The following is a 24,108-nucleotide window of genomic DNA, read 5'->3' on the forward strand; positions in this document are numbered from 1 at the left end:
GATGTCCTGCCGGGGCACCGTGCCGTCGGCTGGCACCGCGTCGTCGGCTGGCACCGCGTCGTCTGCCGGCAGCGGTCCGGCCGCGTAGCGGCGGAACCGTCGCGCGCGGGCCCGCAGCAGCTCCGGCACCGGCAGCGCGAGCAGCGGAGGGATGGTGCCGAGCAGCGCTGACCGTACCCGTTCTGCGGTCGCCAGCGGATCGTGTCGCGCGCCGCCGGGCGGTTCGGCGATGGTGGCGTCGGCGACCCGAAGCCGGACCAGGTCCGCCGAGGTCAGGCGTAACGCGGCTGCGGCCCTGGGGGCTGCCGTGCGGTCGTGGAACAGGATGGCCGCGCAACCTTCGGGGCTGATCACCGAGTAGACCGCGTTCTGCAGCATCAGCACCCGGTCGGCGACCGCCAGCGCGAGGGCACCGCCGCTGCCACCTTCCCCGGTGACGACCGCGACGACCGGGGTCGGCAGCCGGGACATGGTCCGTAGGCATTCGGCGATCGCCGCCGCCTGACCCTGTTCCTCGGCTTCCACACCCGGATGCGCGCCGGGGGTGTCGATGAGCGTCACCACCGGTAGTCCGAGCCGTCCGGCGAGCCGCATCACCCGTAGCGCCTTGCGGTAGCCGGCCGGGCTCGCCATGCCGAAGTTGCGGGCCAGCATCTCCCGGGCGTCGTGACCTTTCTGATGACCGACGACCGCGACCGGGTGGTCACCGACCCGGGCCAGCCCGGCGACGATCGCCGGACAGTCGGCACCCAACCGGTCGCCGTGTAGCTCGACGAACCCGTCGAAGGCGCTGTGCAGGTAGTCCAAGGTGGTGGGTCGGCCGAGTTCGCGGGCTGCCCGGACCGACCGCCACGGGTCCGGGGGCTCGCCGCGACGGGCGGCTGGTACGGCAGTCGCCGGCATGGCCTGGCCGGTCTGCGGTCCCGCCGGTACGGCTGCCGCCGGGTTGGCCTGGCCGGTCTGTGGTCCCGCCGGTACGGCAGCCGGGTCGGCCGGTACCGCCGCTGATACCGGTGCTGGTGCCGCTGCCGGCCCGACGACGGCCGCGCCGGCCCGGTACCCACGGCTGCCGGTAGTGGTGCCGGTGGTGATGCCGGCGAGCGCGAGCAGCGCCCGGAGCCGGGTCCGCAGGTCACGTCGATCCACGACCATGTCGAGCTGGCCGTGTCGGAGCAGGAAGTCAGCGGTCTGGAAGTTGGGCGGCAGGGCCTGCCGGATGGTCTCGCGGATCACCCGGGGACCGGCGAAGCCCATCCGGGCCCCGGCTTCGGCCACCACCACGTCGGTGTTGGTCGCGAACGAGGCGGCCACCCCGCCGTACGTCGGATCGGTGATCACGCTGACCGTGAGCAGCCCGGCGGCCCGTAGCTCGGCGATGGCCTGACTGATCGTGGCCATCTGCATCAGCGCGAGCACACCTTCCTGCATCCGGGCCCCACCGGAGGCGGTGACGAGGATCAACGGCTCGCGTACGGCCAGTGCCTGTTCCGCCGCCCGGGTGATCAGTTCCCCGGTGGCGCAGCCGAGGCTGCCGCCGAGGAACCGGAAATCCATCACCGCCAGGACGCTGCCGTGGCCACCGATTCGGGCGCTGCCGCAGACCACCGCCTCCGTGAGGCCGGTCGCGGTCCGGGCGTGGGCGAGTCGTTGCCGGTACGGCACGGAGTCGACGAATTCGAGCGGATCCACCTCGGCGGCCTGACCCGGTAGCGGGGTGAAACCATCCTGGTCGACGAGTTGCTCGATCCGTTCCGGCGCGGTGAGTCGCCGATGATGTCCGCATTCAGGGCAGACCTCCAGGTTGCGGCGCATCCGGCGCCGGTAGACCAGCGTTCGGCAGGCCGCGCAGCGCAGCCACAGATCGCGGGTCGGGGCGGGCCGGCGCGTCACGGCTTCCGCCGGGACGGTTCGGCCGGCGCGTCCCACCGGTAGAAGCGGTGGGCGATCGCGTCCTGCGGGGCGCGCCAGGTCGGCAGGTACGGCGAGATGTAGGCGGCGAGTCGCTGGCTCACCCGGTCGAACTCGGGGTGTCGGCGCGCCTGCGCGACCGCGGCCGTACCCGAGTCGTCGGTTTCGATGAGGTGCACGTACAGGTCGTGCAGCCGGTACAGCGAGCGGTGCCGTACGCCGGCCAGTCCGGGCAGTTCGGTCCGGTCCGATTCGGCGAAGATCTCGGCCACCTGCTGTTCCGCGTCCGGTATCACCCTGGCGATGATCAGCGACCGATCCATGGCTTCCTCCCGGGCTTGCGTGCGACGTGGCCGAACTGGTGGCCACCATGCCGGTGACGGCGTCACGCCCGCGTTGTCGTCGGCGGCTCGACGGCCGGTGGACGTGTGACGCCAAGATGACGAGTGATCCGTACACTGTGTGATCGGCTATCTGGCCCGTCGTGGTGTGGCCTGCCGGGTTGAGTCGATCAAAACAGCAGGTCAGGGCGGTGTCGTTGGGTGCGGCAGCGATCGCATACCCGACTCGGTCATTGACTGAGAGTAACCGTAATTGTTAATCTCCGACACGCAAGGATGTGATGCCAGCAACGGCGACCGGGTGACCGACGCGTGCAGGGGGTTCGGCCGTGACGTCAGAGGCAGGCACTCCGCAAGCACCTCACCGGCTTTCGCTCCTGGGTGGATTCCGGCTGGTGGACGGGGCGGGCCCGATAACCGTCCCTCGTGGACTTCAACGCATCATCGCGCTGATCGGGCTGCGGCCGGGGGCGACCCGTACCCACGTGGCCGGTCTGCTCTGGCCGGACGCCGCCGAGGAACGGGCCCTCTCCTCGCTGCGCACCGGGCTGTGGCGGCTGCGGCGGGAGCCGGGCTGTCCGGTACGGACCGTCGGCGACACCGTACGGCTCGACACCTCGATCCGGGTGGACGTCGACGACTTGGTCCGGACCGCCGCGCGGGTGCGCGACGGTGGCGATCCCCGGCTGGCCACCGCCGTCCTCACCGCCGCCCGGCACGATCTGCTGCCGGGCTGGTACGACGACTGGGTGTTGTTGGAACGGGAACGGCTGCGTCAGCTGCGGCTGCACATGCTGGAGCAGGTCGCCCGATCCTATCTGGACGCTGGTCGGCACGACGAGGCGTTGCAGGCCGCCCTGGAAGCGATGGGGGCCGAGCCGTTGCGGGAGACACCGCACCGGCTGATCGTGCAGATCCATCTGGCCGAGGGCAACGCCTACGAGGCGCTGCATGCCTTCTACGCGTACCGCGATCTGGTGTTGCGTGAGCTGCAGCTGGAGCCGTCGACGGCGATGTCGGCGCTGCTCAGCGACATCCTCGCGCCGATCCGGGAGGGACCGGCCCGGCCGGCTCGGCCGGCTCGGTCGACCCGGCGGGCCACCGGGCGCACCCGGGACGACCCGGTGACGCCCCGGCTGATCCGGTGACGCTCGGGCGCGACCCTCGGGATCGGTACGCTGGCGGGGCCGGCGGGTCACGCGGCGACGGCGCGGACCTCTTCGGCGTCGCGGCTGCCGAGCGAGATCCGTACCAGGGCGGCGGCGAATCGGGGCAGATCCCGGTCGCCGACCAGTCCGGCCAGGCGATCGGGCGCGGTGGGCAGGTCGAGCTTGCCTGCACCGGCGATCACCCGCCGGTCCAGGTACGGCCGCAGCCGTGGCCACACCGCCTGCGCCTCGCGCAGGAAGATGTCCGCGCCGGTCGGTCCGATGCCGGGAAACACGGTGAGCAGTCGGCGCAGCGCGGCGGGATCGTCGCCGCCGTCGGCGTGCAGCCGGCGCAGGTCGCCGCCCCAACGTCGCTGGCACAGCTCGGCACCGTCCCCGAGCATCGTGGCGGTCCGTTCGTCGTAGCGCCGGTAGTGACCGCGGCCGAGCGCGTCGACCCGATCCTGCCAACCCGCCGCCCGCATAGTCGCCGGGGTGCGGTAGCCGGCGGCGAACAGTTCGGCGGCCGCGTCGGTGGCGATCCGCGCGGAGATCCGGGCGCTGAGCAGGGTGGACAGCACCAGCAGTTGGTACAGCGGCGCAGGCTTGTCGGCTAGGTCGATCCCGGCGTCGGCGCAGAAGGTGCGGCCCTGCCGGTCCAGCAGGGCCGCGACCAACCGTTGCCGTCGCGACTGGTGCACCATGTCCGCCCGTACCCGTCCCTCGCCGGGATCCTCGACATCCGCCGCCGGGATCCTCGACTCGCCGGTACCCGCCGGGCCGCCGGTCAAACCGGTCACCGTCCGCGCGGGTCAGCCGGCGTTGCTCACCGCCAGTTCCTCGGCGGCCCGGGTGCCTGCCTCGGCGATGTGCAGCGCCTCGACCAGGTCCCGGTAGAGCGTGTCGGTGGCGAGCAGCGTTTCGTGGTCGCCTCGGGCGCGGATGCGGCCGTCCTCCATGACCACGATGGTGTCCGCGTCGATGACGGTGGAGAGCCGGTGCGCGATGGTGACCACCGCGCCGTGATCCGCCTGCTCCCGGATGCATTCGTGGATCGCCGCCTCGGTGAGCCCGTCGACCTGGGCGGTCGCCTCGTCGAGCAGCAGGACGTCGGGTCGGCGCAGGATCGCCCGGGCCAGCGCGATCCGTTGCCGCTGCCCGCCGGACATCGACGACGGGGTGAGCGGGGTGTCCAGCCCGTCGACCAGCGAGTCGATCTTGTCGGCGAGTCGAACAGCCCCCAACGCCCGGTGGATCTCCTCGTCGGTGGCGTCCGGATGGGTGAACAACAGATTCTCCCGGATGGTGCCGGGGATGACCGGGGTGTCCTGCTCCACGTACGCCAGTCGCTGTCGGACCTGGTCGTGGGTGAGCGTCGGGTACGGCTGACCGTCGAGCAGCAGCTCGCCATGCTGAGGGGCGAGGAAGCGCAGGATCAGTGAGAAGAGGGTGGTCTTGCCGGCGCCGGACGGGCCGACGATCGCCACGTGTCCACGGGCCGGTACGGCCAGGTCGACGTCGCGGACCGCCGCCGGCTGGTCCGGCCCGTATCCGGCGGTGACCGCGCGCAGTTCCAGCACGGGACGGGTGGCGGCGTCGGTGGGTACGGCCGCCGGGCCGGGGCCGCTGGTGACCGTGACCGTGACTGTGGCCGGATCGGCTTCGACGTCCATCGCCTCGATCTGCCGGATCCGGCCGGCCGCCGCGATCGCGGACTGCAGCGCGGTGACGTGCCGACCCAGCGTCGTGACCGGTCCCATCAGACCGAATGCGTACAGCAGGAAGGCGATCAGGCTGGAGACCGGCAGAGCGCCGGTGCTGACCCGCCACGCGCCGATGCCGAGGATCATGATGATCGCCAGCTGGATGCCGGTCCACGAGATGGTCCAGGCGAACGCTTCCCGGCGGATCGCCCGGATGCTCTGCCGGGCGGACTCGCGTGCCTCGCCGACGATCCGGTCGGACTGGCGTGCCTCGGCCCGGCTGACCTTGACCGTACGGATCGCCCGGAGCGTGCCTTCCAGCGCGGCGCCGAGCCGGCCGACGTGTTCCTGGGCCCGCTCCTGAGCCTTGGCGATGCCCGGCATCAGCAGGCTGAACAGGACGGCCATCACGGCGATCGCGCCGACCGTGGCGGCCAGCAGCACCAGGTCCAGTACGGCCATCAGCGCGAGGGTGCCGACCAGCATCACCGAACCGTTGATCAGCCCGATCGCACTGGACGAAGCGGCTTCCCGCAGCAGCACCGTGTCCGAGGTGACCCGGGTGACGAACTCGCCGGTGGGGCGGGTGGTGACCGCCGGTACGGTGGCCCGGAACAGCCGACGGACCATCGACTCGCGGGCGTCGAGCACCACCCGTTCGCCGACCGTGCCGAGCAGGATCCACTGCCAGAGCCAGATGACGACGCCCAGTGCCAGCAGGCCGAGCAGGGCGACCACCGGGTCGCGCAACGACGTGGATCCGGCGAGGCTGTCCAGCACCCACTTGGTGACCATCGGTGTGGCGAGTCCACCGGCGGAGCCGAGCAGGGCGAGGATCAGCCCGAGTCCGAGCGCGCGGCGGTGAGGTCGCGCGAACGACCAGAGCAGGCGCAGGCGGGGTAGCCGCCCGGCCTCGTCGGATGCGGAGGAGGGTGCCGGTACGGGCGGGTCGATGCCGGATGGTTGTTCCCCGTGCGGGTCGGTCATACCTGGAAGTGGAACACACCTGTTCCGAGACGGTCAATCGTGATTCGCTTACGGAGCAATGTCCGGTACCTTGCCGATATGGCGACAGCAGCGGCGGGCACGACGGAAGCAGAGGTCGGCAGGGTGGAGACGGCTACCCGCGCGCGCACCCGCCGGGCGATACTCGACGCCGCGGTCATCGTGCTGTCCCGTGATCCGGCTGCCTCTCTCGGCGACATCGCCGTCGAAGCCGGGGTGGGCCGGACCACTCTGCACCGCTACTTCCCGGAACGCACCGACCTGCTCGACGGGCTCGGCCATCACGTACTCGACCGGATCGCGGCGGCCACCGACCGGGCCCAGCCCGACCGGGGAAGCGCCCTCGCCGCGATCGAACGCCTCTGCCAGGAGTACTTCGCGCTCGGCGGCGCGCTCGCGATGATCTGCAACGACCCGCAGATCGCCTGCCGGCCGGAGTGGAACCAGGAGACCGATGCCGACCGGTCGATGCTGCGGTTGATCGAACGCGGCCACGCGGACGGAAGCATCGATCCCGAGGTCGACCCGCGCTGGGCGCAGCAGATGCTCTGGGCGTTGCTGTACGCCAGTTGGCAGTACGTCAACGACCACGCGGCGCCTCGCTACCAGGTACTCGACCAGTGCCTCCGTACGCTCCGCAAGGCGCTCGGCAGCTAGCATCCGCAAGGTGCACCAACGTCGTCGTCGAACAGAGCAGCTGATGCGCCGCGCACCGCGTACCGCCCTGGTCGCCGTCGCTGTCGCCCTGGTCGCCGTCGGCTGTGCCGACCCTGTGCCCTCGGAATCCGGCGTATCCGGCACGTCACCAGCGACGGTGACTGGACCGCTCACCGTACTCGCCGCCGCCTCCCTGACCGACACGTTCACCCGGATCGGTGCCGACTTCGAAGCCGCCCACCCCGATGTCACCGTGACGTTCAACTTCGCCGGCAGCTCCCAGCTCGCCCAGCAGATCACCGCCGGCGCACCGGCCGACGTCTTCGCCGCCGCCAGCCCCACCACCATGGCGACCGTCGTCGACGCCGGTGACGCAGCCGGCGAACCGGTGGTGTTCGTCCGCAACCAGCTGGTCATCGCCGTGCCCGACGGCAACCCAGCCGGCGTCGCCGGCCTGGCCGACCTCACCGCGCCCGAGGTCAAGGTGGCGCTCTGCGCCGAACAGGTGCCCTGTGGCGCCGCCGCCCGCGTCGCGCTCGACGCCGCCGGCAGCGACCTGGTGCCGGTCACCTACGAACGCGACGTACGGGCGGCACTGTCCAAGGTGCGTCTCGGCGAGGTCGACGCGGCACTGGTCTATCGCACGGACGCCGCCAGCGCCGCCGACGAGGTGGCCGCCGTCGAGTTCGCCGAATCGGCCGAGGCGATCAACGACTACCCGATCGTGACCCTGGCCCAGGCCGCCAACCCGGTGACGGCCGAGGCGTTCGTGGCGTACGTCCGCTCCGCCGCCGGTCAGGCGGTGCTCGCCGAAGCCGGATTCCAGCTCCCATGAGTCTCCAGCTCCCGTGAGCCGGCGCGACCGCCGACGTACCGGCAGCCCGCTGCCGGTCTTCCTCGTCCTGCCCGCCCTGGCCGGGTTGACCTTTCTGATGCTGCCGCTGGCCGGCCTGCTGCTGCGAACGCCCTGGACCGAACTGCCGCAGCGCCTGACCGCGCCCGGGGTCCTCGACGCGCTGCGGCTGTCGCTGCTGACCGCCACCGCCGCCACCGGATTGTGTCTGCTGCTCGGCGTGCCGCTGGCCTGGCTGCTGGCCCGTACCCGCTTCCCGGGGCGAGGAGCGATCCGCGCGCTGGTCACCGTACCGCTGGTGCTGCCGCCGGTGGTCGGAGGTCTCGCGCTGCTGCTCGTCTACGGCCGGCGCGGACTGGTCGGCGGCTGGCTCGACGACACCTTCGGTGTCACCCTGCCGTTCACCACCGCCGCCGTGGTCCTGGCCGAGGCGTTCGTCGCCATGCCGTTCCTGATCATCGCGGTCGAGGGCGCCCTGCGCGGGGCCGACCCGCGCTACGAGGAAGCCGCCGCCACCCTCGGCGCCAGCCGGTGGACCATTTTCCGCCGGGTCACCCTGCCGATCGTCGCACCGGGTGTCGCCGCCGGCTCGGTGCTCTGCTGGGCGCGGGCGCTCGGCGAGTTCGGCGCCACCATCACGTTCGCCGGTAACTTCCCCGGCCGTACCCAGACCATGCCGCTGGCCGTCTACCTCGCCCTGGAACAGGACCTGGAAGCGGCGATCGTGCTCAGCGTGCTGCTGCTGGTCGTCTCCGTGGTGATCCTGGCCGGCCTGCGGGACCGCTGGGTCGGTGGGCTGCGGTGACGCTCGACGCGGCACCGTCACCGGTGTCGTCGCCCGACGGGCGGCTGGACGCCCACCTGGTCGTCGAACGCGACGGATTCACCCTCGACCTGCGGCTGACCGCCGTGCCCGGCGAGGTGGTGGCGTTGCTCGGCCCCAACGGTGCGGGGAAGACCACCGCGCTGCGGGCGCTGGCCGGGCTGCAGCCGTTGCACGCCGGTCACCTGCGCGTCGGCGGCGTCCCGTGGGACGAGCCGGCCCGGCGGGTGCTGGTGCCGCCGGCCCGGCGCGGCGTCGGCGTCGTCTTCCAGGACCACCTGCTCTTTCCGCACCTGAGCGCACTGGACAACGTGGCGTTCGGACCCCGTAGCCACGGCACACCCCGGCGGGCCGCCCGCGACGAAGCGGCCCGCTGGCTGGACCGGGTCGGGCTGGCCGGGTACGCCCGGCGGCGACCCCGGGAACTGTCCGGTGGGCAGGCGCAGCGGGTGGCGTTGGCTCGCGCGCTCGCCGTACGGCCACGGTTGCTGTTGCTCGACGAACCGCTCGCCGCGCTGGACGCCCGGACCCGCCAGGACACCCGGGCCGACCTGCGTCGGCATCTCGCCGCCCACACCGGGGTCACCGTGCTGGTCAGCCACGACCCGCTGGACGCGATGGTGCTCGCCGACCGGCTGGTCATCATCGAGGACGGCATGCTGGTGCAGGCCGGCGACGCGGCGACCGTCACCGCCCGCCCCCGTACCGAGTACGTGGCCCGGCTGGTCGGGCTCAACCTCTACCGGGGGCGGGCCGACGGGGCGAGCGTCACCCTGCCCGGTGGGTTCACCCTGGTTGCGGCCGAGCCGCAGCGGGGCGAGGTGTTCGTCGCGTTCGCGCCGTCGGCGGTCGCGCTCTACCGGCGTCGGCCGGACGGCAGCCCGCGCAACACCTGGCCGGCCACGGTCGTCGGGGTGGCCCCCAACGGCGACCGGCTACGGGTGGAGCTGGCCGGACCGCTGTCGGTCGGTGTCGACCTGACCACGGCGGCGGCGGCCCATCTGGGGCTGCGTCCCGGCCAGCGACTCTGGGCGAGTCTCAAAGCCAGCGAGACCGCGGTGTACCCCGCCGACCCGGACCGTACGATTCTCGGTGGAAGGTCGACTTCCGACGGCAGTTCGTCTCCAGGGAGGGAACCCAATTGAGCACCGGGGTCGAGACGCGTGAGTTCCAGGCCGAGGCGCGTCAGCTCTTGCAGTTGATGGTCCACTCGATCTACTCGAACAAGGACATTTTCCTGCGGGAGTTGATCTCGAACGCCTCCGACGCGTTGGACAAGCTGCGGTTGCAGGCATTGATCGACAAGGATCTTGAGGTCGACGCCTCCGACCTGCACATCGAGATCGAGGTCGATCGCGAGCAGCGCACCCTGACGGTACGGGACAACGGGATCGGGATGTCCCGCGACGAGGTGGTCACGTTGATCGGGACCATCGCCAAGTCGGGCACCGCCGAGCTGCTGCGCAAGCTCAAGGAGGCCAAGGACACCGCGTCACAGGAACTGATCGGGCAGTTCGGTGTCGGTTTCTACGCCACCTTCATGGTCGCCGACCGGGTCACCCTGCTGACCCGCCGGGCCGGCGAGACCGAGGCGACCCGGTGGGAGTCGGCCGGCGAGGGCACCTACACCATCGAACCGGTCGACGAAGCGCCACAGGGCACCACGGTGACGCTGCACCTCAAGCCGGCGGACGCCGAGGACCAGCTCTTCGACTACACCGACGAGTGGAAAATCAAGGAAATCGTCAAGCGGTACTCGGACTTCATCGCCTGGCCGATCCGGATGACCACCGAACGCCCCGGTACGGCCGAGGGCGAAGAAGGTGAAACGGTCAGCGAGGTCGCCACCCTCAACTCGATGAAGGCGCTGTGGGCGCGGCCGCGCTCGGAGGTCTCCGACGACGAATACAAGGAGTTCTACAAGCACGTCAGCCACGACTGGAACGACCCGCTCGACATCATCCACATGAAGGCCGAAGGCACCTTCGAGTACGAAGCGTTGCTGTTCGTGCCGGCGCAGGCGCCGTACGACCTGTTCATGCGGGACTCGAAGCGCGGCGTGCAGCTGTACGTCAAGCGCGTGTTCATCATGGACGACTGCGAAGCGCTGATCCCCGAGTATCTGCGGTTCGTCAAGGGTGTCGTCGACGCGCAGGACCTGTCGCTGAACATCAGCCGGGAGATCCTGCAGCAGGACCGGCAGATCCAGTTGATCCGCCGCCGGCTGGTCAAGAAGGTGCTCTCGTCGCTCAAGGAGCTGATGGACAACGACGCGGACCGCTACCGCACCTTCTGGACCCAGCTCGGCCGGGCGGTCAAGGAGGGTCTGCTCAACGACTTCGACAACCAGCGGGCGATTCTGGACATCTCGTCGTTCGCCTCGACCCACGACGCGGAACAGTTGACCACCCTGGCCGGGTACATCGAGCGGATGAAGGATGGCCAGGAGGACATCTACTACATGACCGGCGAGTCCCGCACGATGATCGAGAACTCGCCGCACATGGAGGCGTTCAAGGCCAAGGGCTACGAGGTGCTGCTGCTCACTGACCCGGTCGACGAGATGTGGGTCGAATCGGTCGCCGACTACGACGGCAAGAAGCTGCGGTCGATCGCCAAGGGCCAGGTCGACCTCGACGCCGCCGACGACGACGCCGCGTCCGACCCCGAGCGGGACCAGCAGAAGGAGCAGTACGCCCCGCTGCTGACCTGGCTCGGCAAGACCCTCGACGAACAGGTCAAGGAGGTCCGGCTCTCCACCCGGCTGACCACCTCGCCGGCCTGCCTGGTGGGCGACGCGGGTGACATGACGCCGGCGCTGGAGCGGATGTACCGGGCGATGGGCCAGGACGGGCCGAAGATCAAGCGGATCCTGGAGCTGAACCCGACGCACCCGCTGGTGTCCGGGCTGCGGGAGGCGTACGGTGCCCGGGCCGACGACCCGGTGCTGGCCGAGACCGCCGAGCTACTGTACGGCACCGCGCTGCTCGCCGAAGGTGGCGAGCTGGACGACCCGGCCCGGTTCGCCAAGCTGCTCGCCGACCGCCTGGCCCGTACGGTCTGACGGCACCGGCGACTCCCGCCGGTCGGCGGGCCCTGATCCCTCGGAGGAGATCTGCTTTCTCCGAGGGATCAGCTGTCGATGATGGTCTCTGCCCTGGCGGCCGGCTAGTACTGCAACGGCGGGTCGTTGCTTCGGCTGCTGATCGTTCGTTGGTTGACTGTGGTGGATGCGCAGGTGGTCGGGTCGTGGGATGCCGGGTTGGAGGAGTTGTTCTTCCGGTTCGCACATCGGTTTGAGCGGGTGGAGCCCCGGCGGCGGGCGTGGGCGTATGTGCGGGGGTTGTTGGCGCCGTTGGAGCGGCGGAACGGGTGGACTCTCGCGGAGCAGGCTGGGCATGTGTCGCCGGACGGGTTGCAGGGCATGTTGTGCAGCGCGGCGTGGGACCGGGACGCGGTCCGCGATGACGTGCGCGACTACGTCGTGGAGCGGATCGGCGATCCGGCCGGGGTGCTTGTCGCCGATGAGACCGGGTTCATCAAGAAGGGCCGCGCCTCGGCGGGAGTCCAGAGGCAGTACTCGGGCACGGCGGGCAAGACCGAGAACTGTCAGATCGGCACGTTCCTGTGCTACGCCACGGCGCGGGGTCGGGCGTTGATCGACCGGGAGTTGTACCTGCCGAAGTCGTGGACCGATGACCGGGACCGGTGCCGGGCGGCGGCGATCCCGGAAGAGGTGGGGTTCGCCACGAAGCCGCAGCAGGCACAGGCCATGGTGGAGCGGGCGATCGAGGCGCGGGTGCCGTTCTCGTGGTTCACGGCGGACGAGGCCTACGGGCAGAACCCGGGCCTGCGGGGCTGGCTGGAGGATCAGGACATCGCCTATGTGATGGCCACCCGCTGTGACGACGAGGTGCCCTCCGGACTGCGCACCACCCTGCGTGTCGATGAGCTGGTCGCGAGGGTGCGTGCGGGCGCGTGGCAGCGCCTGTCGTGCGGTGATGGCGCGCGCGGGCCACGCCGCTACGACTGGGCCCGGGTACCGATCCGGCGCACCTTCGCCCACGGCCGCCGCGGCTGGGTCCTCGCCCGACGCTCGATCAGCGACCCTGGCGAGATCGCCTACTACGTCTGCTTCGGCCGACGCGGCACCCGACTGCGTGAGTTGGTGCGGGTCGCCGGCAGTCGCTGGTCGGTGGAGGAGTCGTTCCAGACCGCGAAGAACGAGGTCGGCCTGGACCAGTACCAGGTCCGCCGCTACGACGCCTGGTACGCCCACATCACCCTCGCGATGGCCGCCGCCGCGTTCCTCGTCGTCACCCGCGCCGCCGAGGCCGCAAAGGGGGCACCACCCCAAGCGAGCGCAGCCTGATCCCGCTGAGCAGCAACGAGGTCCGCCGCCTGTTCGCCCACCTCGTCCTCATCGGGCGTACCGCAGCTGATCACGTGCTGCACTGGTCAACCTGGCGCCGCCGTAGGCAAGCTCAAGCGAAAGCCTCCCACTACCGCAAACGACTCGAACCGCCATAAGTCACGACCCGCCGTTGCAGTACTAGGCGGTGACCGGCTGGTCGGTGGTGATCGGCTGGTCGATGGTGACCAACTGGTCGGCGGTGACCGGCTGGTCGGTGGTGACCAGCTGGTCGGCGGTGATCGCCTGGTCGACGGCGGCGGTCACGTGTAGCCGCGTGGTGGGAAAGAGCAGCACCGGGGTGTCGTCCTGGGTGATCAGCAGTTCTATCTCGGTACAGCCCAGGATCACGCCCTGCGCCCCGGCGGCGATGAGCCGGTCGATCACCCGCAGATAGGCCGTACGGGAGGCCTCGCTGACCACCCCGAGGCAGAGCTCGTCGTAGATCACCGAGTGGATCATCTTGCGGTCCTCCGCGCCCGGCACCAGCACGGTCAGCCCGTGACCGGCCAGCCGGTCGCGCAGGAAGTCCTGCTCCATGGTGAACGCGGTACCGAGCAGCCCGACCGTGTGCAGGCCGTGGCGGCGTACGGTGGCGGCGGTGACGTCGACGATGTGTAGCAGCGGGATGCGTACCGCGTCGGCGACCCGGTCGGCCACCTTGTGCATGGTGTTGGTGCAGAGCAACAGCAGGTCGGCGCCGGCGGCCTCGACCCGACGGGCGGCGTCGGCGAGCACCCGCCCGGCCTCGTCCCACTCGCCAGCCGACTGAAGCCGTTCGATGTCGGCGAAGTCGACCGAGTAGAGCAGACACCGCGCCGAGTGGTGGCCGCCGAGCCGGTCGCGGACCAACTCGTTGGCGAGCCGGTAGTAGTGGGCGCTGCTTTCCCAGCTCATCCCGCCGATCAGGCCGATCGTCAACATGCGGCCATCGTGCCACCTCGGCGCCTCCCCGGCCGCGCCTCCCCGGCCAGATCACCCGTCCGGCGACGGCGAGACCGACGATCCATCGACCATCTACTATGTAACGTACGTCGATGCGCGCCTATGTGGACGTATTGTCGCTGCGGCCGGCGTCTGTCACAACGATCTGGCCGCGCTGGGTCTGCTGGACGGTCTGGCGGCGGCCGACGTGCGGGTCCCGACGGAGATCTCCGTGGTCGGTTACGACGACCTGTCCTTCGCCCGCTGGTTGGCGCCGGCGCTCACCACGGCGCGTCAGCCCAAGTACCAGTTGGGCCGGGTGGCCGCCGAACTGTTGCTGGCCGAGGGCGGTCCGGACCACGCGCACCGGGAGGTCCGGCTGCGGCCGTCGCTGGTGGTCCGTTCCTCGACCGCACGGCCGTGGGACGGCGGCCGGTCCCCGCGATGAATCACCGGCGTCGTCGAAACGCATCGACGCTGCCCTATTGCGTGGCGGCTGGTGCCGACGTAGCTTGTTGACATTCGATCGAGCGCCGAGCCGGTCCTCGTACTCGCGTCTTACAACGTCACAATCGCGCCGCGTAGGGGCCGACCCGGCCGTACGCCAGGGCAGGCGCGATACCGCCCGGACACCGTCCGGGCCCCACCACCAAGGTAGGTCATGAAGAAGAGACTTCTCGTCCTCGGCGCCGCCCTGCTCACCTTTGCCGCGTCGTTCCTGCTCATCGTCCGACCCGCCGACGCGGCGGTCGGCCTGCACATCAGCGGCACCGACATCGTCGAGGCCAACGGCCAGCCGTTCATCATGCGCGGCGTCAACCATCCGCACGTCTGGTACACCGGTGAGACCGACTCCTTCGCCGACATCAAGGCGCTCGGTGCCAACACCGTTCGAGTGGTGCTCGGCAGCGGGCAACGGTGGGGTCCGTCCACCGACGTCGCCGACGTGATCAGCCTGTGCAAGCAGAACCGGATGATCTGCGTACTCGAAGTGCACGACACCACCGGGTACGGCGAGGAAGGCGCCGCCGCCTCCCTCGACCAGGCCGTCGACTACTGGATCAGCCAGAAGAGCGCTCTGGTCGGCGAGGAGAACTACGTCGTGATCAACATCGGCAACGAGCCGATCGGCAACGTGAACGCCGGCCAGTGGACCGCGGCCACCGTGAACGCGATCCAGCGGATGCGCGACAACGGCTTCGATCACCTGCTGATGATCGACGCGCCCAACTGGGGCCAGGACTGGCAGAACGTCATGCGGGCGGACGCCCAGACGGTGCTCGACGCCGACAGCCACGGCAACACCGTGCTGTCGATCCATATGTACTCCGTCTACAGCAGCGCCTCGTCGATCGTCAGCTACCTCGACGACTTCGAGGCCAACGGATGGCCGTTGGTGATCGGCGAGTTCGGCTGGCGGTTCAACTCCGGCGAGGTGGACCACGACACGATCCTGGCCGAGGCGCAGGCCCGGGGCATGGGCTACTTGGGCTGGTCGTGGAGCGGCAACACCGATCCGATCCTCGACATGGTGCTCGACTTCGATCCCGACCAGATGACCACCTGGGGGGAGCGGATCTTCCACGGCCCGAACGGCATCGCGGCCACCGCCGTGGAGGCCAGCGTCTTCAGCGGTACGCCACCGACCACCGCTCCGCCGACGACGGCTCCACCGACGACGGCTCCACCGACGACGGCTCCACCGACCACCGCTCCGCCGACGACGGCTCCGCCGACGACGGCCCCGCCGGGCGACCGGACCTGCACCGCCGACTACCGGGTTCTCGGCCAGTGGCCGGGCGGCTTCCAAGGTGACGTACGGGTCACCGCCGGCAGCGCCGCGATCACCAGCTGGACGGTGACCTGGACGTTCGCCAACGGACAGACCGTCAACCAGGCATGGAACGCCACCGTCACCAGCAGCGGATCAAACGTCACCGCCCGCAACGTCGGCTACAACGGCAGTCTCGCCGCCGGTGCCAGCACGACGTTCGGTTTCCTCGGTTCGTGGAACGGCGGCAACAGTTCCCCGAGCCTGACCTGCGTCGCGAGCTGACCTGAGCCGGCCGGCCCCGGTAAACCGGGGCCGGCCGGCTCAGGTGGCGACGCGGGGGCGGGAAAGGACGCCGCCGAGTTCACCCGCCGAGGGCGGTCAGTTCGGACACCACCACGTTCGCCAACGCCCGGCCGTCGCGGCGGACCTGGCGCAGATACCACTTCTGAATCGGCGCGTGGGTGGTCTTGGCGAACTGCCACGGCACCCGAGGGCTGGTCAGCTGTCCGAGGCCTGCGCGGACCGGCCGGTTCGTCGCGCCGGTGCCGCCGGTCCGGGCCGCGTGGGCCCGCTCGGTCGGGCCGCGTACCGACGGTGGCGCTTCGGTCGGGCCGCGTACCGACGGTGGCGCCTGCCACGCCCGGTGGGCACACCACTTCGCTACCGCCCCGGGCGACAGCGGATGCGGTCCGCTGCACGGCGGACGCTGGGTGATCAGCCGGCTCGCTCCGGGCCAGGCGGTGTCGCCTGCTGTGGTGGATCAGCGGACTGGACAGCTTCGTCTTGCTCGACGGCCACGACCCGCTGGTCGCCGCGCATGCCGAGGGCCGCCAACCCGAGGTCTTGGCGTTGTCGCTGGTGTCGACCGGACAGACAGCGGCGGACACCGAGGCGGCGCGGCGCTACCGCCAGACGACGGACCGGATGCGGCGGCTGGTCGAGGCCGGCATCCCGGGCACGGCCGACGCGGTGGTGCCCTCCGGTGGGCGGCGCTGGCAGCCAGTTCTACCGCGTCGTCTCGTCGTCGAAGCGTCGCCGGGCGCGTTCGACCTCGGCGTAGTTGGCGGCGGTCCAGCCGAACAGGGCATCGACGAGATCCCGCAGGGTCTTGCCTAGCGGGGCGACCCGGTATTCGACTGCGAGGGGGCGGGTGCCGGTGACGACCCGTTCGACCATCCCGTTGCGTTCGAGCCGCCGCAGGGTCGCGGTCAGCGACTTCTGGGTGATCACCGGGATCTCCCGCCGGAGATCGTTGAAGCGCAGCGGACGCTCGCACAGCGTCTCGAGGACCCGCAGTGACCATTTGTCGAGCACCTGGTCGAGCAGTTCCCGCTGCTCGGCGCTGAGTGGGGAGTCAGTGTGCGTGGGGGTGGTTCCCGGCATGACCCCTAGTATCGTTGAGGTTCCCTTTGGATACCAGGTATATATCAGATACCGATTGGTCGACGAAGGGAACCACCCGTGAGTGTGCAGCTGCTGTCCCCGGAGGGCATGGCTCAGCCCGTCCCGTACCACCATGTGTCGGTCGCCACCGGCACCCGCCACGTACAGGTCGCCGGCCAGGTCGGGCGCGACGCCGACGGAAAGCCGGTCGGAGCCGCCGACGAGCTCGCCGACCAGGTAGCGCAGGCGCTGCGCAACACCGCTCGTGGTCTGGCCGGTGCCAGTGCGAGCTTCGCCGACGTCGTCCGACTGCGGTTCTATGTCACCGACTGGACCCCGGACCAAATGGACGACTTCATGGCCGGCGTGGCCAGGGTGGCCGACGAGGTCGGACTCCCACAACCGTTCCCGCCGTCGTCGCTGATCGGCGTCGACGTGTTGTACGCACCGGACGTGCGCGTCGAGATCGAAGCCGACGCCGTTCTCGACTGATCCGGGCGGCAGCGCCTTGCCTGGATGCCGGTGCCAGCGCGGAACCAGACCGTTCTGGTACGCCCACACCACCGTCTGCAGCCGGCGTCTGCAGCCGGTCCCGAACCCCGGGGCCGTATCCGGCGAGCGAGTTGCCGTAGTTGGATTAGGCCGGCATGGTGCCCGACCGGTAAATCTGCTCCGGCGGGTCGGTGACCAGGGCCTTGCGCAGGTCGGCGGTGCTGCCCTCCGCGCCGATCAGGCCGCCGATGCGCTCCTCGAAGCCGGCGGTGTGGGTCAGCAGATGCCGCGAGGTGATCGGCTCGTCGAAGCGGCGCGGCAGGACGAAATCGGAACAGGTGCCGCTCCGGGTCGACCGGTACGGCGGCAGAGCCACCGGCACCGGTGTCGGCGTCGCCGTACCCCCGGGTGGTGACGACCATGCCGTCGTCGACGACGGCGACCGTCGCTCCGGCGATGCCATTGTCACGCGACGCGGCCGGCAGCGTCTCGTCGAGCCAGGCGGTCACGTCAGCGTGGTCCAGGGCGACCCCGAGGCGCCGCAGCCGGCGGGCGGGCGGGTGCGGGTACGACCGGAAGCCGGTCGGCGGTGCTGCGTCGTTGAAGTCGATGGCATCAGCCTGCTGCGGCGGCGCGGCCGGGCCATCTGGCGCAGGACCACATTCGACTTACGACCTTGGTAGGAGGTCGGCTGCCGACGCGGGTAGCACCGTCGACGGCGAGCCGGCATCGAGCCGGCATCGAGCCGGCATCGAACCGGCATCGAACCGGCAGGGCGAGGCTCCCGTACGCCGACCCGTCAGGGTGACGTACGGGAGTCGCACTTCTCAGGTGTGGTCTCACGACCTCATGGTCACGAGACGGTGCAGGATGCCCCGTTCAGGGTGAACGCGGTCGGTTCGGCGGTGCCAGAACCGGTGCCGCTGAACCCGATGGTCGCCGTACCGGTCGGCACCAGCGTCGAGTTCCACGACAGCGCGGTCGCGGTGACGTTCTGGCCGCTCGTGCCGTAGGTGGCCGACCAGCCGCTGCCGAACGTCTGCCCGCTGGGCAAGGTGAAGGCCAGGGTCCAGCCGTTGATCGTGCTGGTGCCGGTGTTGGTGATGACGATGTTGGTGCTAAAGGTGGAGCCACCGCTGTAGATCGAGTACGCGACGTCGCAGCCGCCGGACGACGTCGGCGTCACGACGGTGACCGCCGACGAGTACGGCGACACGTTCGTCGCGGCGTCCTTCGCCCGTACCCGGAACTGGTAGCTGGTCCCGGCGGTCAGCCCGGTCGCGGCGTACGAGTTCGTCGTCGAGGTGCCGATCACCGTGAAGGTGCCCCCGCCGGTGGACCGCTGGATGTCGTAGCCGGTCACGCCGACGTTGTCGGTGGACGCCGTCCAGGTCAGCGTGGCCGAGGTGGCGGTGACGTTGGAGGCGACCGGGGTGCCGGGAGTCGACGGCGCGACGGTGTCGGTGACCGTGCCGCCCGGATCGGCGTACAGCAGACGGTTGGGTGACCCGGTGCCGATGCCGGTCAGCACATTGGTGGTCGCGGTGCTCAGCAGCGCCGCCTTGGCCTGGGCGATCGTCGCGGTCGGGTTGGCCTCCCAGTAGCGGGCCACCCAACCCGCCACGTGCGGCGCGGCCATCGAGGTGCCCGACCAGCCGGAGGCGACGGCGGTGTCGCTGCTGTTGCCGGCCGAGGTGATGTCGTTGCCGGGAGCGAAGATGTCGATGCAGGTACCGAAGTTGGAGCTGGACCAGCGGGCGTCGGTGATGGTCGTCGCGCCCACCACGACGCCGTTCGGCGACCGGGGGTTGTTGTTGCAGGCGTCGCCGCTGTTGTTACCGGCGGCGAACACCGCCAACACCCCGGCGTCGATCATGTTCTCGGCGGCGACGTTCACCTCGCTGCCGTAGTTCTGCAGGCTGAGGTTCGCCACCGAGCGCGGGCCGGCGTTGGCCGCCACCCAGTCCATGCCTTCGATCAGGTCCGCGTTGGTGCCACCATTGCTGCAGTTCAACACCCGTACGTCGCGGAGCTGGACGTCCTTGGCGACGCCGTACGTCTCACCGCCGATGGTGCCGGAGACGTGCGTACCGTGTCCGTGGCAGTCGCCCGGACTGTTGCTGTCGTTCACCGCGTTGTAGGCCCACTGCGCGCGGGTGCCGAAGTCGTCGTGCGACGTACGGATTCCGCTGTCCAACACGTAGACGGTGGTCCCGGTGCCGTCGGTGTCGTAGCTGAACGACTGGTCCAGTGGGAGGTTTCGCTGATCCACCCGGTCCAGGCCCCACGACGGAGGATTGGGCTGGGTGGTGGCACCGCCGCTGGTCGGAACGGCCTCGACGGCTTGGACCAGGGCGTCGGCGCGGACGTATTCCACGTTCGGATTGGCGCGCACCGCGTCGAGGGCGCGCGAATCGAGCTTCGCCGAGAATCCCCGCAACACTATTTCGTAGCGGTGGACGTCGCGTCCGCCAGTACGCTCGGCGACCGCGACGGGATCGTTGGCCGCGCCGCCGACGATCGGTTGGTCTTTGAGAATGACCAGGTAACCGCCATTCGGTACGCCATTTTCCGCAGGCAGCAGGGGAGCGAGCGTCGCCGATGGCTGGGCGAGTGCCGGAGTGGCGCCGAGCGCCACCACAATGGCGGACGCTGCGGCCGTCGCGATCGCGAGACGGCGGGATCGGTACGGTGTGGACATAGGAGAGACTGGCCTCCTGGGCACTGCGACGCCCGTCCGGACCCCGCCGTTCACCTGGTGAAACGTAGGTGTCGGCGGGGTTGCCGAGGGGCGTCGATCGCGGATGCCGGCATGGGCTGCCGGTGAACTGGACGGCTGGTCCGGCTCCTCAGGTGCCGGGGTCGCCGGACACTGCAGCCGGACAGAGCGCGCGGCCCCGTCGATTGCCATTGGAGCACGGACGTCGGCATCGGCCAATACCTCGAAATCGTTGGAACATGAATGAACTATGTTAAGGATTGGGCCTGACCAGGAGTTGTTCGCGGAGCGGTGAAAACGTTGCCTGCGTGATTGCTCTCACCGTGTCGAACGCCTCACGTGGAACCCGCTCACCGCTCTACAGCTCGTCGCAGAGGTTGCGTGCCCCGCCGACGGTGAACGTCAGCTTGCGGTACCCCGACTCGCTGACCTTGACCGTGTAGATCCCGTTCGGGACGTACATGCCGGCCGGATAGTTGCTCTTCCCCTGATGCATGCCCAGCAGGATCGGCCCCCAGACACGCCAGGTGACGTTACTGCCGTACGACCCGCCCGGCCGGATGTCCAACACCGAGCTGCCGCTGATGTCCACCTCGACCGACGCCCCGGTCGTCATGTTGGTGACCCGGTAGAGGAGCGCCCCGGTGTACATCTCACGCTTCACCGAGCCGTCCGGATAGCGGGCCAGGACCAGCTTCACCACTCGGTCCAGCACGGGCTCGCCTCGGACCGGAAAGTCGCAGGTGATGCCGGCCGGCTGTTCGAACGGTGCCGACGGCACCGGCACCCAGTCATTGTCGGGGGCGGGCCGGCTGACTCCGTCGACAGCGGCGGGACGCCCCCCTTCGTCGACGGCCGCCGAGGCGGGTACGGCGGCGAGGAGCACGGCAGTGGCGGTGGCTACCGCGAAGGAAGTGAATTTACGCATGGACCGAGTGTCAGCGGCTGCCCTGACCATCGCCTCACCACGATCATGGCTGCTGCCGGCTGCCGGCTGCTGGCTTGCGTCGGCCGCGCTTCCGTCGGCCGCGCTTCCGTCGGCCGCGCTGCCGGTAGCTCACCCGGCATCCGCGTGGCCGCAGGTGGCGATGCTACAGAATCGGCGCTGTCCACTGCGGTCGAGGAACAGCCAGCCGCAGTGCGGGCCGGGACAGGCGGCCACGGTCAGCCGGCGCGGATCGGCGAGCAGCTCGCCGGCGCTGCGGGCGGCAGCGTGTAGCGGCGCCCGAAGCCCCGCCCCACCCGACGGATGCCAACGGCCCAGCCCGTCGGGCCCGCAGCGGAACACCGCGTCCCGGGCGGCCGCCTCGACATGCCGGGCGACGGCCGCGAAGGCCCGGGAGTTCGCCGGGTCGGTGAGGCAGGCGTAGAGCCGGTCCCGCAGGTGGCGGGCCTCGTCGAGCACCGCCGCCGCGCCGAGCGGGTCACGGCCGGCGGCGGCGAGCAGCCGGCTGACGGCGTCGTCGTCGAGCAGACCCTGGTGGCCGGCCCAGACGGCGAGGGAGGAATAGCCGCGCAGCCAGTCCGCGCCGGGCAGTCGCTCACCACCCCAACCCGCGTACGTGTTGCACAACTCCAACGCCGGATGGCCGCCCACACTCCACGGCAGCCAGTGATCGCGCACCCGGACCGCGTACACCGGCGCGGCCGGCCGCTCCAGACGCGGGTCTCCGGCGAGGATCCGCTGGTACACGGTTTCCAGTTCCGGGCCGGGTTCGACGCCGAGCTCGTCGGCGAGTGCCTTGCGGGCACGGTCGTACAGCCGCAGCGCGTCTGCCTGACGGGCCGACCGGTACAGGGCGGTCATCACCGCCGCGACCAGCCCTTCCCGGCCCGGATGCTCCTCGGCCAGGTCGGCAAGCTCGCGGACGACCCGGTCGTGGTGGCCCATGTCGAGCAGGGCCACGGCGCACGCCTCGGCGGTGGTGAGCCGCAGGTCCCGCAGCGGCCCGCCGAGCCGCTCCCGCAACGGCTCGTCGACCAGGTCGGCGAGGACCGGCCCGCGCCACAAGGCGAGAGCGGCGCTGCAGAGACGTACCCGCTGCGCCGGATCGGACGTGTCGGCGGCCTCGCCGGCCAGGTCGGTGAAGCGGGCCGCGTCGACCCGCGCGGCCGGCACCGCATAGCCGCCGGCCTTCGTCGCGATGTCCACGCCGTACGGCGAAAGAGCCGCGCGCAGCCGGCCGACGTACGTGTGCAGGGTGCCTCGCGCGGTCGCCGGCGGCGTCCCGTCCCACAGCAGGTCAGCGAGCCGGTCGACGGTCACCGTACGGCCGGCACCCAACAGCAGGATGGCGAGCAGGAGCCGTTCCTGCCGGCGACGCCCCACCAGCACCGGCTTACCGTCCCGTACGGCTTCGAAGTTCCCGAGCAGCCTGAACTCCATACGGGAAGAACGCCTTGACCGGGCCGATCCGATGCCGGTCCGGAGGCATCGGTGCCAGCGTCACACCGCGTAGATGCCGGCCACGGCTGCCGGGGTCGGCACCGCACCACCGGTAGGGTCGAAACTGTAGGTGTGAACATGTAGCCCATCCGGACGCTGCGGGACCGACGTTGGTTGTGAAGGGAGTCCCCGATGAGCGCACCTGATCTGACGGTGCCGTTCGTCCGGCGGGTGCGCGTGCGTGGCTTCCGGTCGATCGCCGGCTGCGAGGTGACACTCGGGCCGCTGACCGTACTGCTGGGGTTCAACGCATCCGGGAAGTCGAACTTCCTCGACGTACTCCGGTTTGTGGCGGACGCGTTGCGCGGTTCGGTGGCGCAGGCGGTGACCGACCGGGGCGGACTCGGCGCGCTGCTGCACCGGGGGCCGGACGGCACCGTGGAGTCGTTCGAGATCCGGCTCGACCTGGCGTTGCCGCCCCGACAGGTGGGAAAGGAGCCGATCCCGGCGACGTACGGCTTCGAGGTCGCGCGGGACCCGCAGGGTGAGCTGCCGCTGCTGGTGCGCGGTGAGGCCGCCACGATCGGGCTGCCGGCCGGTGAGCTGCGGCTGCCGCTGGACCCGGGCACCGATCGCAGCATGCGGCTGCGGCTGCCGGCGTCGGTGATCCGCGAGGACGATCCGCAAGGGGTGCTGGAGACCCGGCTGCGGGCGATGGCCTTCTACGAGCTGGATTCGACCGCACTGCGGGCGCTGGACAAGCAGTTGCTGCCCGGTGGGCAGCTCGGCACGACTGGCCATTTCCTCGGCTCGGTGCTGGGTGCACTGGGCCGCGAGGACCCGATCGGCAAGGAACGGCTGGACAGCTATCTCGGGGCGCTGGTGCCGAACGCGCTCGGAGTGGATGAGCGGGTCGAGGGCAACTACTCGACGGTGCAGGCCCGGTTCCGGTCCGGGGCGGGTGGCGGCGAGGAGGTCTTCCTGCGGGAGTCGTTGTCGGAGGGGACGCTGCTCGCGGCCGGGGTGCTGACGGCGTTGTTCCAGCCGGCGGCGTTCATCGGGCGGATCCCGTTGGTCGGCATCGAGGAGCCGGAGACGGCGCTGCATCCGGCCGGCGTGGGCGCGATGTATGAGGCGCTGGACGACGCCGCGCAGCGCACTCAGGTGATCGTCACCAGCCAGAGTTCGGAGTTGCTGGACAACGAATACGTGAGACTGGAACACGTTCGTGCGGTCGCCAACGTGGACGGCGTAACGTACGTCGGAGAGATCGACGCCGCTGGCCGCGCCATCGTGGACAAAGAGCTGATGACCCTCAGCGAACTGCACCGCAGTGGGCAGATGCTGCCCGCCCAGGTGGGCGATCCAGCGCCGGAGCATTGACGAAGGAGCGAGGTGCATGACCCTGGTCCGCATCGCCACGGTGGTCGAGGGTCAGGGTGAGGTCGCAGCGATGCCGGTGCTGCTGCGCCGGCTGGCGGAGCACATCAACCCCCAGCTGTACGTCGACTCGCCGCGTCCGCACCGGGTTGCGCGGTGCACGCTGCTGCGCGACGGGGGAGTGGAAACGGCGGTCGCCAC

At 70.4% G+C, this 24,108-nt stretch carries 21 protein-coding genes and 1 pseudogene; 11 read left to right on the plus strand and 11 right to left on the minus strand.

Translation table 11 applies throughout. From position 1 onward, the window contains the following. Positions 1-78 precede the first annotated feature (78 nt). A pseudogene (accD, locus tag O7632_RS08070) lies at positions 79-1,890 on the minus strand (acetyl-CoA carboxylase, carboxyltransferase subunit beta); the annotation flags it as partial. Further along, entirely contained in the window at positions 1,887-2,231 is a 345-nt protein-coding gene (locus tag O7632_RS08075; RefSeq protein WP_278112735.1) for a TcmI family type II polyketide cyclase, read from the minus strand. The pseudogene accD and the gene O7632_RS08075, both read right to left, overlap by 4 nt. Positions 2,232-2,578: 347 nt before the next feature. Between O7632_RS08075 and O7632_RS08080 the strand changes: the two genes are divergently transcribed. Beyond that, on the plus strand, positions 2,579-3,397 hold the full coding sequence (locus O7632_RS08080; RefSeq protein WP_278112737.1) for a bacterial transcriptional activator domain-containing protein: 819 nt from the start codon (positions 2,579-2,581) through the stop codon (positions 3,395-3,397). A gap of 47 nt (positions 3,398-3,444) precedes the next feature. On the opposite strand, the gene O7632_RS08085 is transcribed toward O7632_RS08080, so the two are convergent. Together O7632_RS08085 and O7632_RS08090 are read right to left on the minus strand one after the other, a co-directional pair. Next, a complete protein-coding gene (locus tag O7632_RS08085; protein ID WP_278119918.1) occupies positions 3,445-4,101 on the minus strand; it encodes a hypothetical protein in 657 nt (218 codons plus the stop codon). Between the two features lie 108 nt (positions 4,102-4,209). Further along, positions 4,210-6,087: an ABC transporter ATP-binding protein gene (locus tag O7632_RS08090; RefSeq protein WP_278112739.1), complete on the minus strand. Its 1,878-nt coding sequence runs from the start codon at positions 6,085-6,087 to the stop codon at positions 4,210-4,212. A 78-nt stretch (positions 6,088-6,165) separates the two neighbouring features. On the opposite strand from O7632_RS08090, the gene O7632_RS08095 reads away from it, so the two are divergent. From O7632_RS08095 to O7632_RS08120, 6 genes are all read left to right on the plus strand, one after another. Beyond that, entirely contained in the window at positions 6,166-6,762 is a 597-nt protein-coding gene (locus O7632_RS08095) for a TetR/AcrR family transcriptional regulator (protein WP_278112741.1), read from the plus strand. Positions 6,763-6,805: 43 nt separating this feature from the next. Next, complete coding sequence (gene modA, locus O7632_RS08100; protein ID WP_278112743.1) at positions 6,806-7,597, plus strand: molybdate ABC transporter substrate-binding protein; 792 nt, start codon at positions 6,806-6,808, stop codon at positions 7,595-7,597. Positions 7,598-7,694: 97 nt separating this feature from the next. Continuing rightward, positions 7,695-8,420, plus strand: coding sequence for an ABC transporter permease (locus tag O7632_RS08105; RefSeq protein ID WP_278119919.1), 726 nt, complete (start codon positions 7,695-7,697; stop codon positions 8,418-8,420). Next, positions 8,417-9,583 (plus strand): ABC transporter ATP-binding protein, encoded by a 1,167-nt coding sequence (locus tag O7632_RS08110; protein WP_278112745.1) that lies wholly within the window; start codon positions 8,417-8,419, stop codon positions 9,581-9,583. The genes O7632_RS08105 and O7632_RS08110 overlap by 4 nt, the downstream gene beginning before the upstream one ends. Then, positions 9,580-11,502, plus strand: coding sequence for a molecular chaperone HtpG (gene htpG / locus O7632_RS08115; RefSeq protein WP_278112747.1), 1,923 nt, complete (start codon positions 9,580-9,582; stop codon positions 11,500-11,502). The genes O7632_RS08110 and htpG overlap by 4 nt, the downstream gene beginning before the upstream one ends. 174 nt (positions 11,503-11,676) lie before the next feature. After that, positions 11,677-12,810: an IS701 family transposase gene (locus O7632_RS08120; RefSeq protein ID WP_278119920.1), complete on the plus strand. Its 1,134-nt coding sequence runs from the start codon at positions 11,677-11,679 to the stop codon at positions 12,808-12,810. Between the two features lie 180 nt (positions 12,811-12,990). Here O7632_RS08120 and O7632_RS08125 read toward each other — a convergent pair whose 3' ends face one another. Next, positions 12,991-13,773, minus strand: coding sequence for an aspartate/glutamate racemase family protein (locus O7632_RS08125; protein WP_278112749.1), 783 nt, complete (start codon positions 13,771-13,773; stop codon positions 12,991-12,993). Here O7632_RS08125 and O7632_RS08130 point away from each other — a divergent pair. Both O7632_RS08130 and O7632_RS08135 read left to right on the plus strand, forming a co-directional pair. Next, positions 13,772-14,221: a substrate-binding domain-containing protein gene (locus O7632_RS08130; protein ID WP_278112751.1), complete on the plus strand. Its 450-nt coding sequence runs from the start codon at positions 13,772-13,774 to the stop codon at positions 14,219-14,221. The genes O7632_RS08125 and O7632_RS08130 overlap by 2 nt on opposite strands. Before the next feature lie 213 nt (positions 14,222-14,434). Further along, positions 14,435-15,829, plus strand: coding sequence for a cellulase family glycosylhydrolase (locus tag O7632_RS08135; RefSeq protein ID WP_278112753.1), 1,395 nt, complete (start codon positions 14,435-14,437; stop codon positions 15,827-15,829). A 79-nt stretch (positions 15,830-15,908) separates the two neighbouring features. Here the strand turns inward: O7632_RS08135 and O7632_RS08140 are convergent, their stop codons facing one another. Together O7632_RS08140 and O7632_RS08145 are read right to left on the minus strand one after the other, a co-directional pair. Then, positions 15,909-16,034, minus strand: a complete 126-nt coding sequence (locus O7632_RS08140; protein ID WP_278112755.1) for a hypothetical protein — start codon at positions 16,032-16,034, stop codon at positions 15,909-15,911. 518 nt (positions 16,035-16,552) lie between these two features. After that, positions 16,553-16,930: a helix-turn-helix domain-containing protein gene (locus tag O7632_RS08145; RefSeq protein WP_278112757.1), complete on the minus strand. Its 378-nt coding sequence runs from the start codon at positions 16,928-16,930 to the stop codon at positions 16,553-16,555. A gap of 78 nt (positions 16,931-17,008) precedes the next feature. On the opposite strand from O7632_RS08145, the gene O7632_RS08150 reads away from it, so the two are divergent. After that, entirely contained in the window at positions 17,009-17,422 is a 414-nt protein-coding gene (locus tag O7632_RS08150) for a RidA family protein (RefSeq protein WP_278112759.1), read from the plus strand. Between the two features lie 145 nt (positions 17,423-17,567). Here the strand turns inward: O7632_RS08150 and O7632_RS08155 are convergent, their stop codons facing one another. From O7632_RS08155 to O7632_RS08170, 4 genes are all read right to left on the minus strand, one after another. After that, positions 17,568-17,798: a serine hydrolase gene (locus O7632_RS08155; protein WP_278112761.1), complete on the minus strand. Its 231-nt coding sequence runs from the start codon at positions 17,796-17,798 to the stop codon at positions 17,568-17,570. 477 nt (positions 17,799-18,275) lie between these two features. Then, complete coding sequence (locus tag O7632_RS08160; RefSeq protein ID WP_278112763.1) at positions 18,276-20,123, minus strand: S8 family serine peptidase; 1,848 nt, start codon at positions 20,121-20,123, stop codon at positions 18,276-18,278. 376 nt (positions 20,124-20,499) lie between these two features. Next, positions 20,500-21,069: a hypothetical protein gene (locus tag O7632_RS08165; RefSeq protein WP_278112766.1), complete on the minus strand. Its 570-nt coding sequence runs from the start codon at positions 21,067-21,069 to the stop codon at positions 20,500-20,502. Positions 21,070-21,198: 129 nt separating this feature from the next. Further along, positions 21,199-22,527, minus strand: a complete 1,329-nt coding sequence (locus tag O7632_RS08170) for a BTAD domain-containing putative transcriptional regulator (protein ID WP_278112767.1) — start codon at positions 22,525-22,527, stop codon at positions 21,199-21,201. A gap of 192 nt (positions 22,528-22,719) precedes the next feature. Between O7632_RS08170 and O7632_RS08175 the strand changes: the two genes are divergently transcribed. Beyond that, positions 22,720-23,910 carry an AAA family ATPase gene (locus O7632_RS08175; protein ID WP_278112770.1) on the plus strand — a complete coding sequence of 397 codons (1,191 nt, stop codon included), beginning with the start codon at positions 22,720-22,722 and terminating at the stop codon, positions 23,908-23,910. Positions 23,911-24,108: the final 198 nt, after the last annotated feature.

It is taken from the genome of Solwaraspora sp. WMMD406, assembly GCF_029626025.1.
In the GTDB taxonomy this organism is placed as follows: domain Bacteria; phylum Actinomycetota; class Actinomycetes; order Mycobacteriales; family Micromonosporaceae; genus Micromonospora_E.

What these genes read in the sequence shown, in the direction of transcription:
- O7632_RS08075 (WP_278112735.1), bottom strand. Translation starts at nt 2,231, where the DNA reads ATGGATCGGTCGCTGATCATCGCCAGGGTGATACCGGACGCGGAACAG.
- O7632_RS08135 (WP_278112753.1), top strand. Translation starts at nt 14,435, where the DNA reads ATGAAGAAGAGACTTCTCGTCCTCGGCGCCGCCCTGCTCACCTTTGCC.
- O7632_RS08160 (WP_278112763.1), bottom strand. Translation starts at nt 20,123, where the DNA reads ATGTCCACACCGTACCGATCCCGCCGTCTCGCGATCGCGACGGCCGCA.
- modA (WP_278112743.1), top strand. Translation starts at nt 6,806, where the DNA reads ATGCGCCGCGCACCGCGTACCGCCCTGGTCGCCGTCGCTGTCGCCCTG.
- O7632_RS08105 (WP_278119919.1), top strand. Translation starts at nt 7,695, where the DNA reads ATGCTGCCGCTGGCCGGCCTGCTGCTGCGAACGCCCTGGACCGAACTG.
- O7632_RS08175 (WP_278112770.1), top strand. Translation starts at nt 22,720, where the DNA reads ATGAGCGCACCTGATCTGACGGTGCCGTTCGTCCGGCGGGTGCGCGTG.
- O7632_RS08165 (WP_278112766.1), bottom strand. Translation starts at nt 21,069, where the DNA reads ATGCGTAAATTCACTTCCTTCGCGGTAGCCACCGCCACTGCCGTGCTC.
- O7632_RS08125 (WP_278112749.1), bottom strand. Translation starts at nt 13,773, where the DNA reads ATGTTGACGATCGGCCTGATCGGCGGGATGAGCTGGGAAAGCAGCGCC.
- O7632_RS08090 (WP_278112739.1), bottom strand. Translation starts at nt 6,087, where the DNA reads ATGACCGACCCGCACGGGGAACAACCATCCGGCATCGACCCGCCCGTA.
- O7632_RS08095 (WP_278112741.1), top strand. Translation starts at nt 6,166, where the DNA reads ATGGCGACAGCAGCGGCGGGCACGACGGAAGCAGAGGTCGGCAGGGTG.
- O7632_RS08145 (WP_278112757.1), bottom strand. Translation starts at nt 16,930, where the DNA reads ATGCCGGGAACCACCCCCACGCACACTGACTCCCCACTCAGCGCCGAG.
- O7632_RS08130 (WP_278112751.1), top strand. Translation starts at nt 13,772, where the DNA reads ATGCGGCCATCGTGCCACCTCGGCGCCTCCCCGGCCGCGCCTCCCCGG.
- O7632_RS08170 (WP_278112767.1), bottom strand. Translation starts at nt 22,527, where the DNA reads ATGGAGTTCAGGCTGCTCGGGAACTTCGAAGCCGTACGGGACGGTAAG.
- O7632_RS08085 (WP_278119918.1), bottom strand. Translation starts at nt 4,101, where the DNA reads ATGGTGCACCAGTCGCGACGGCAACGGTTGGTCGCGGCCCTGCTGGAC.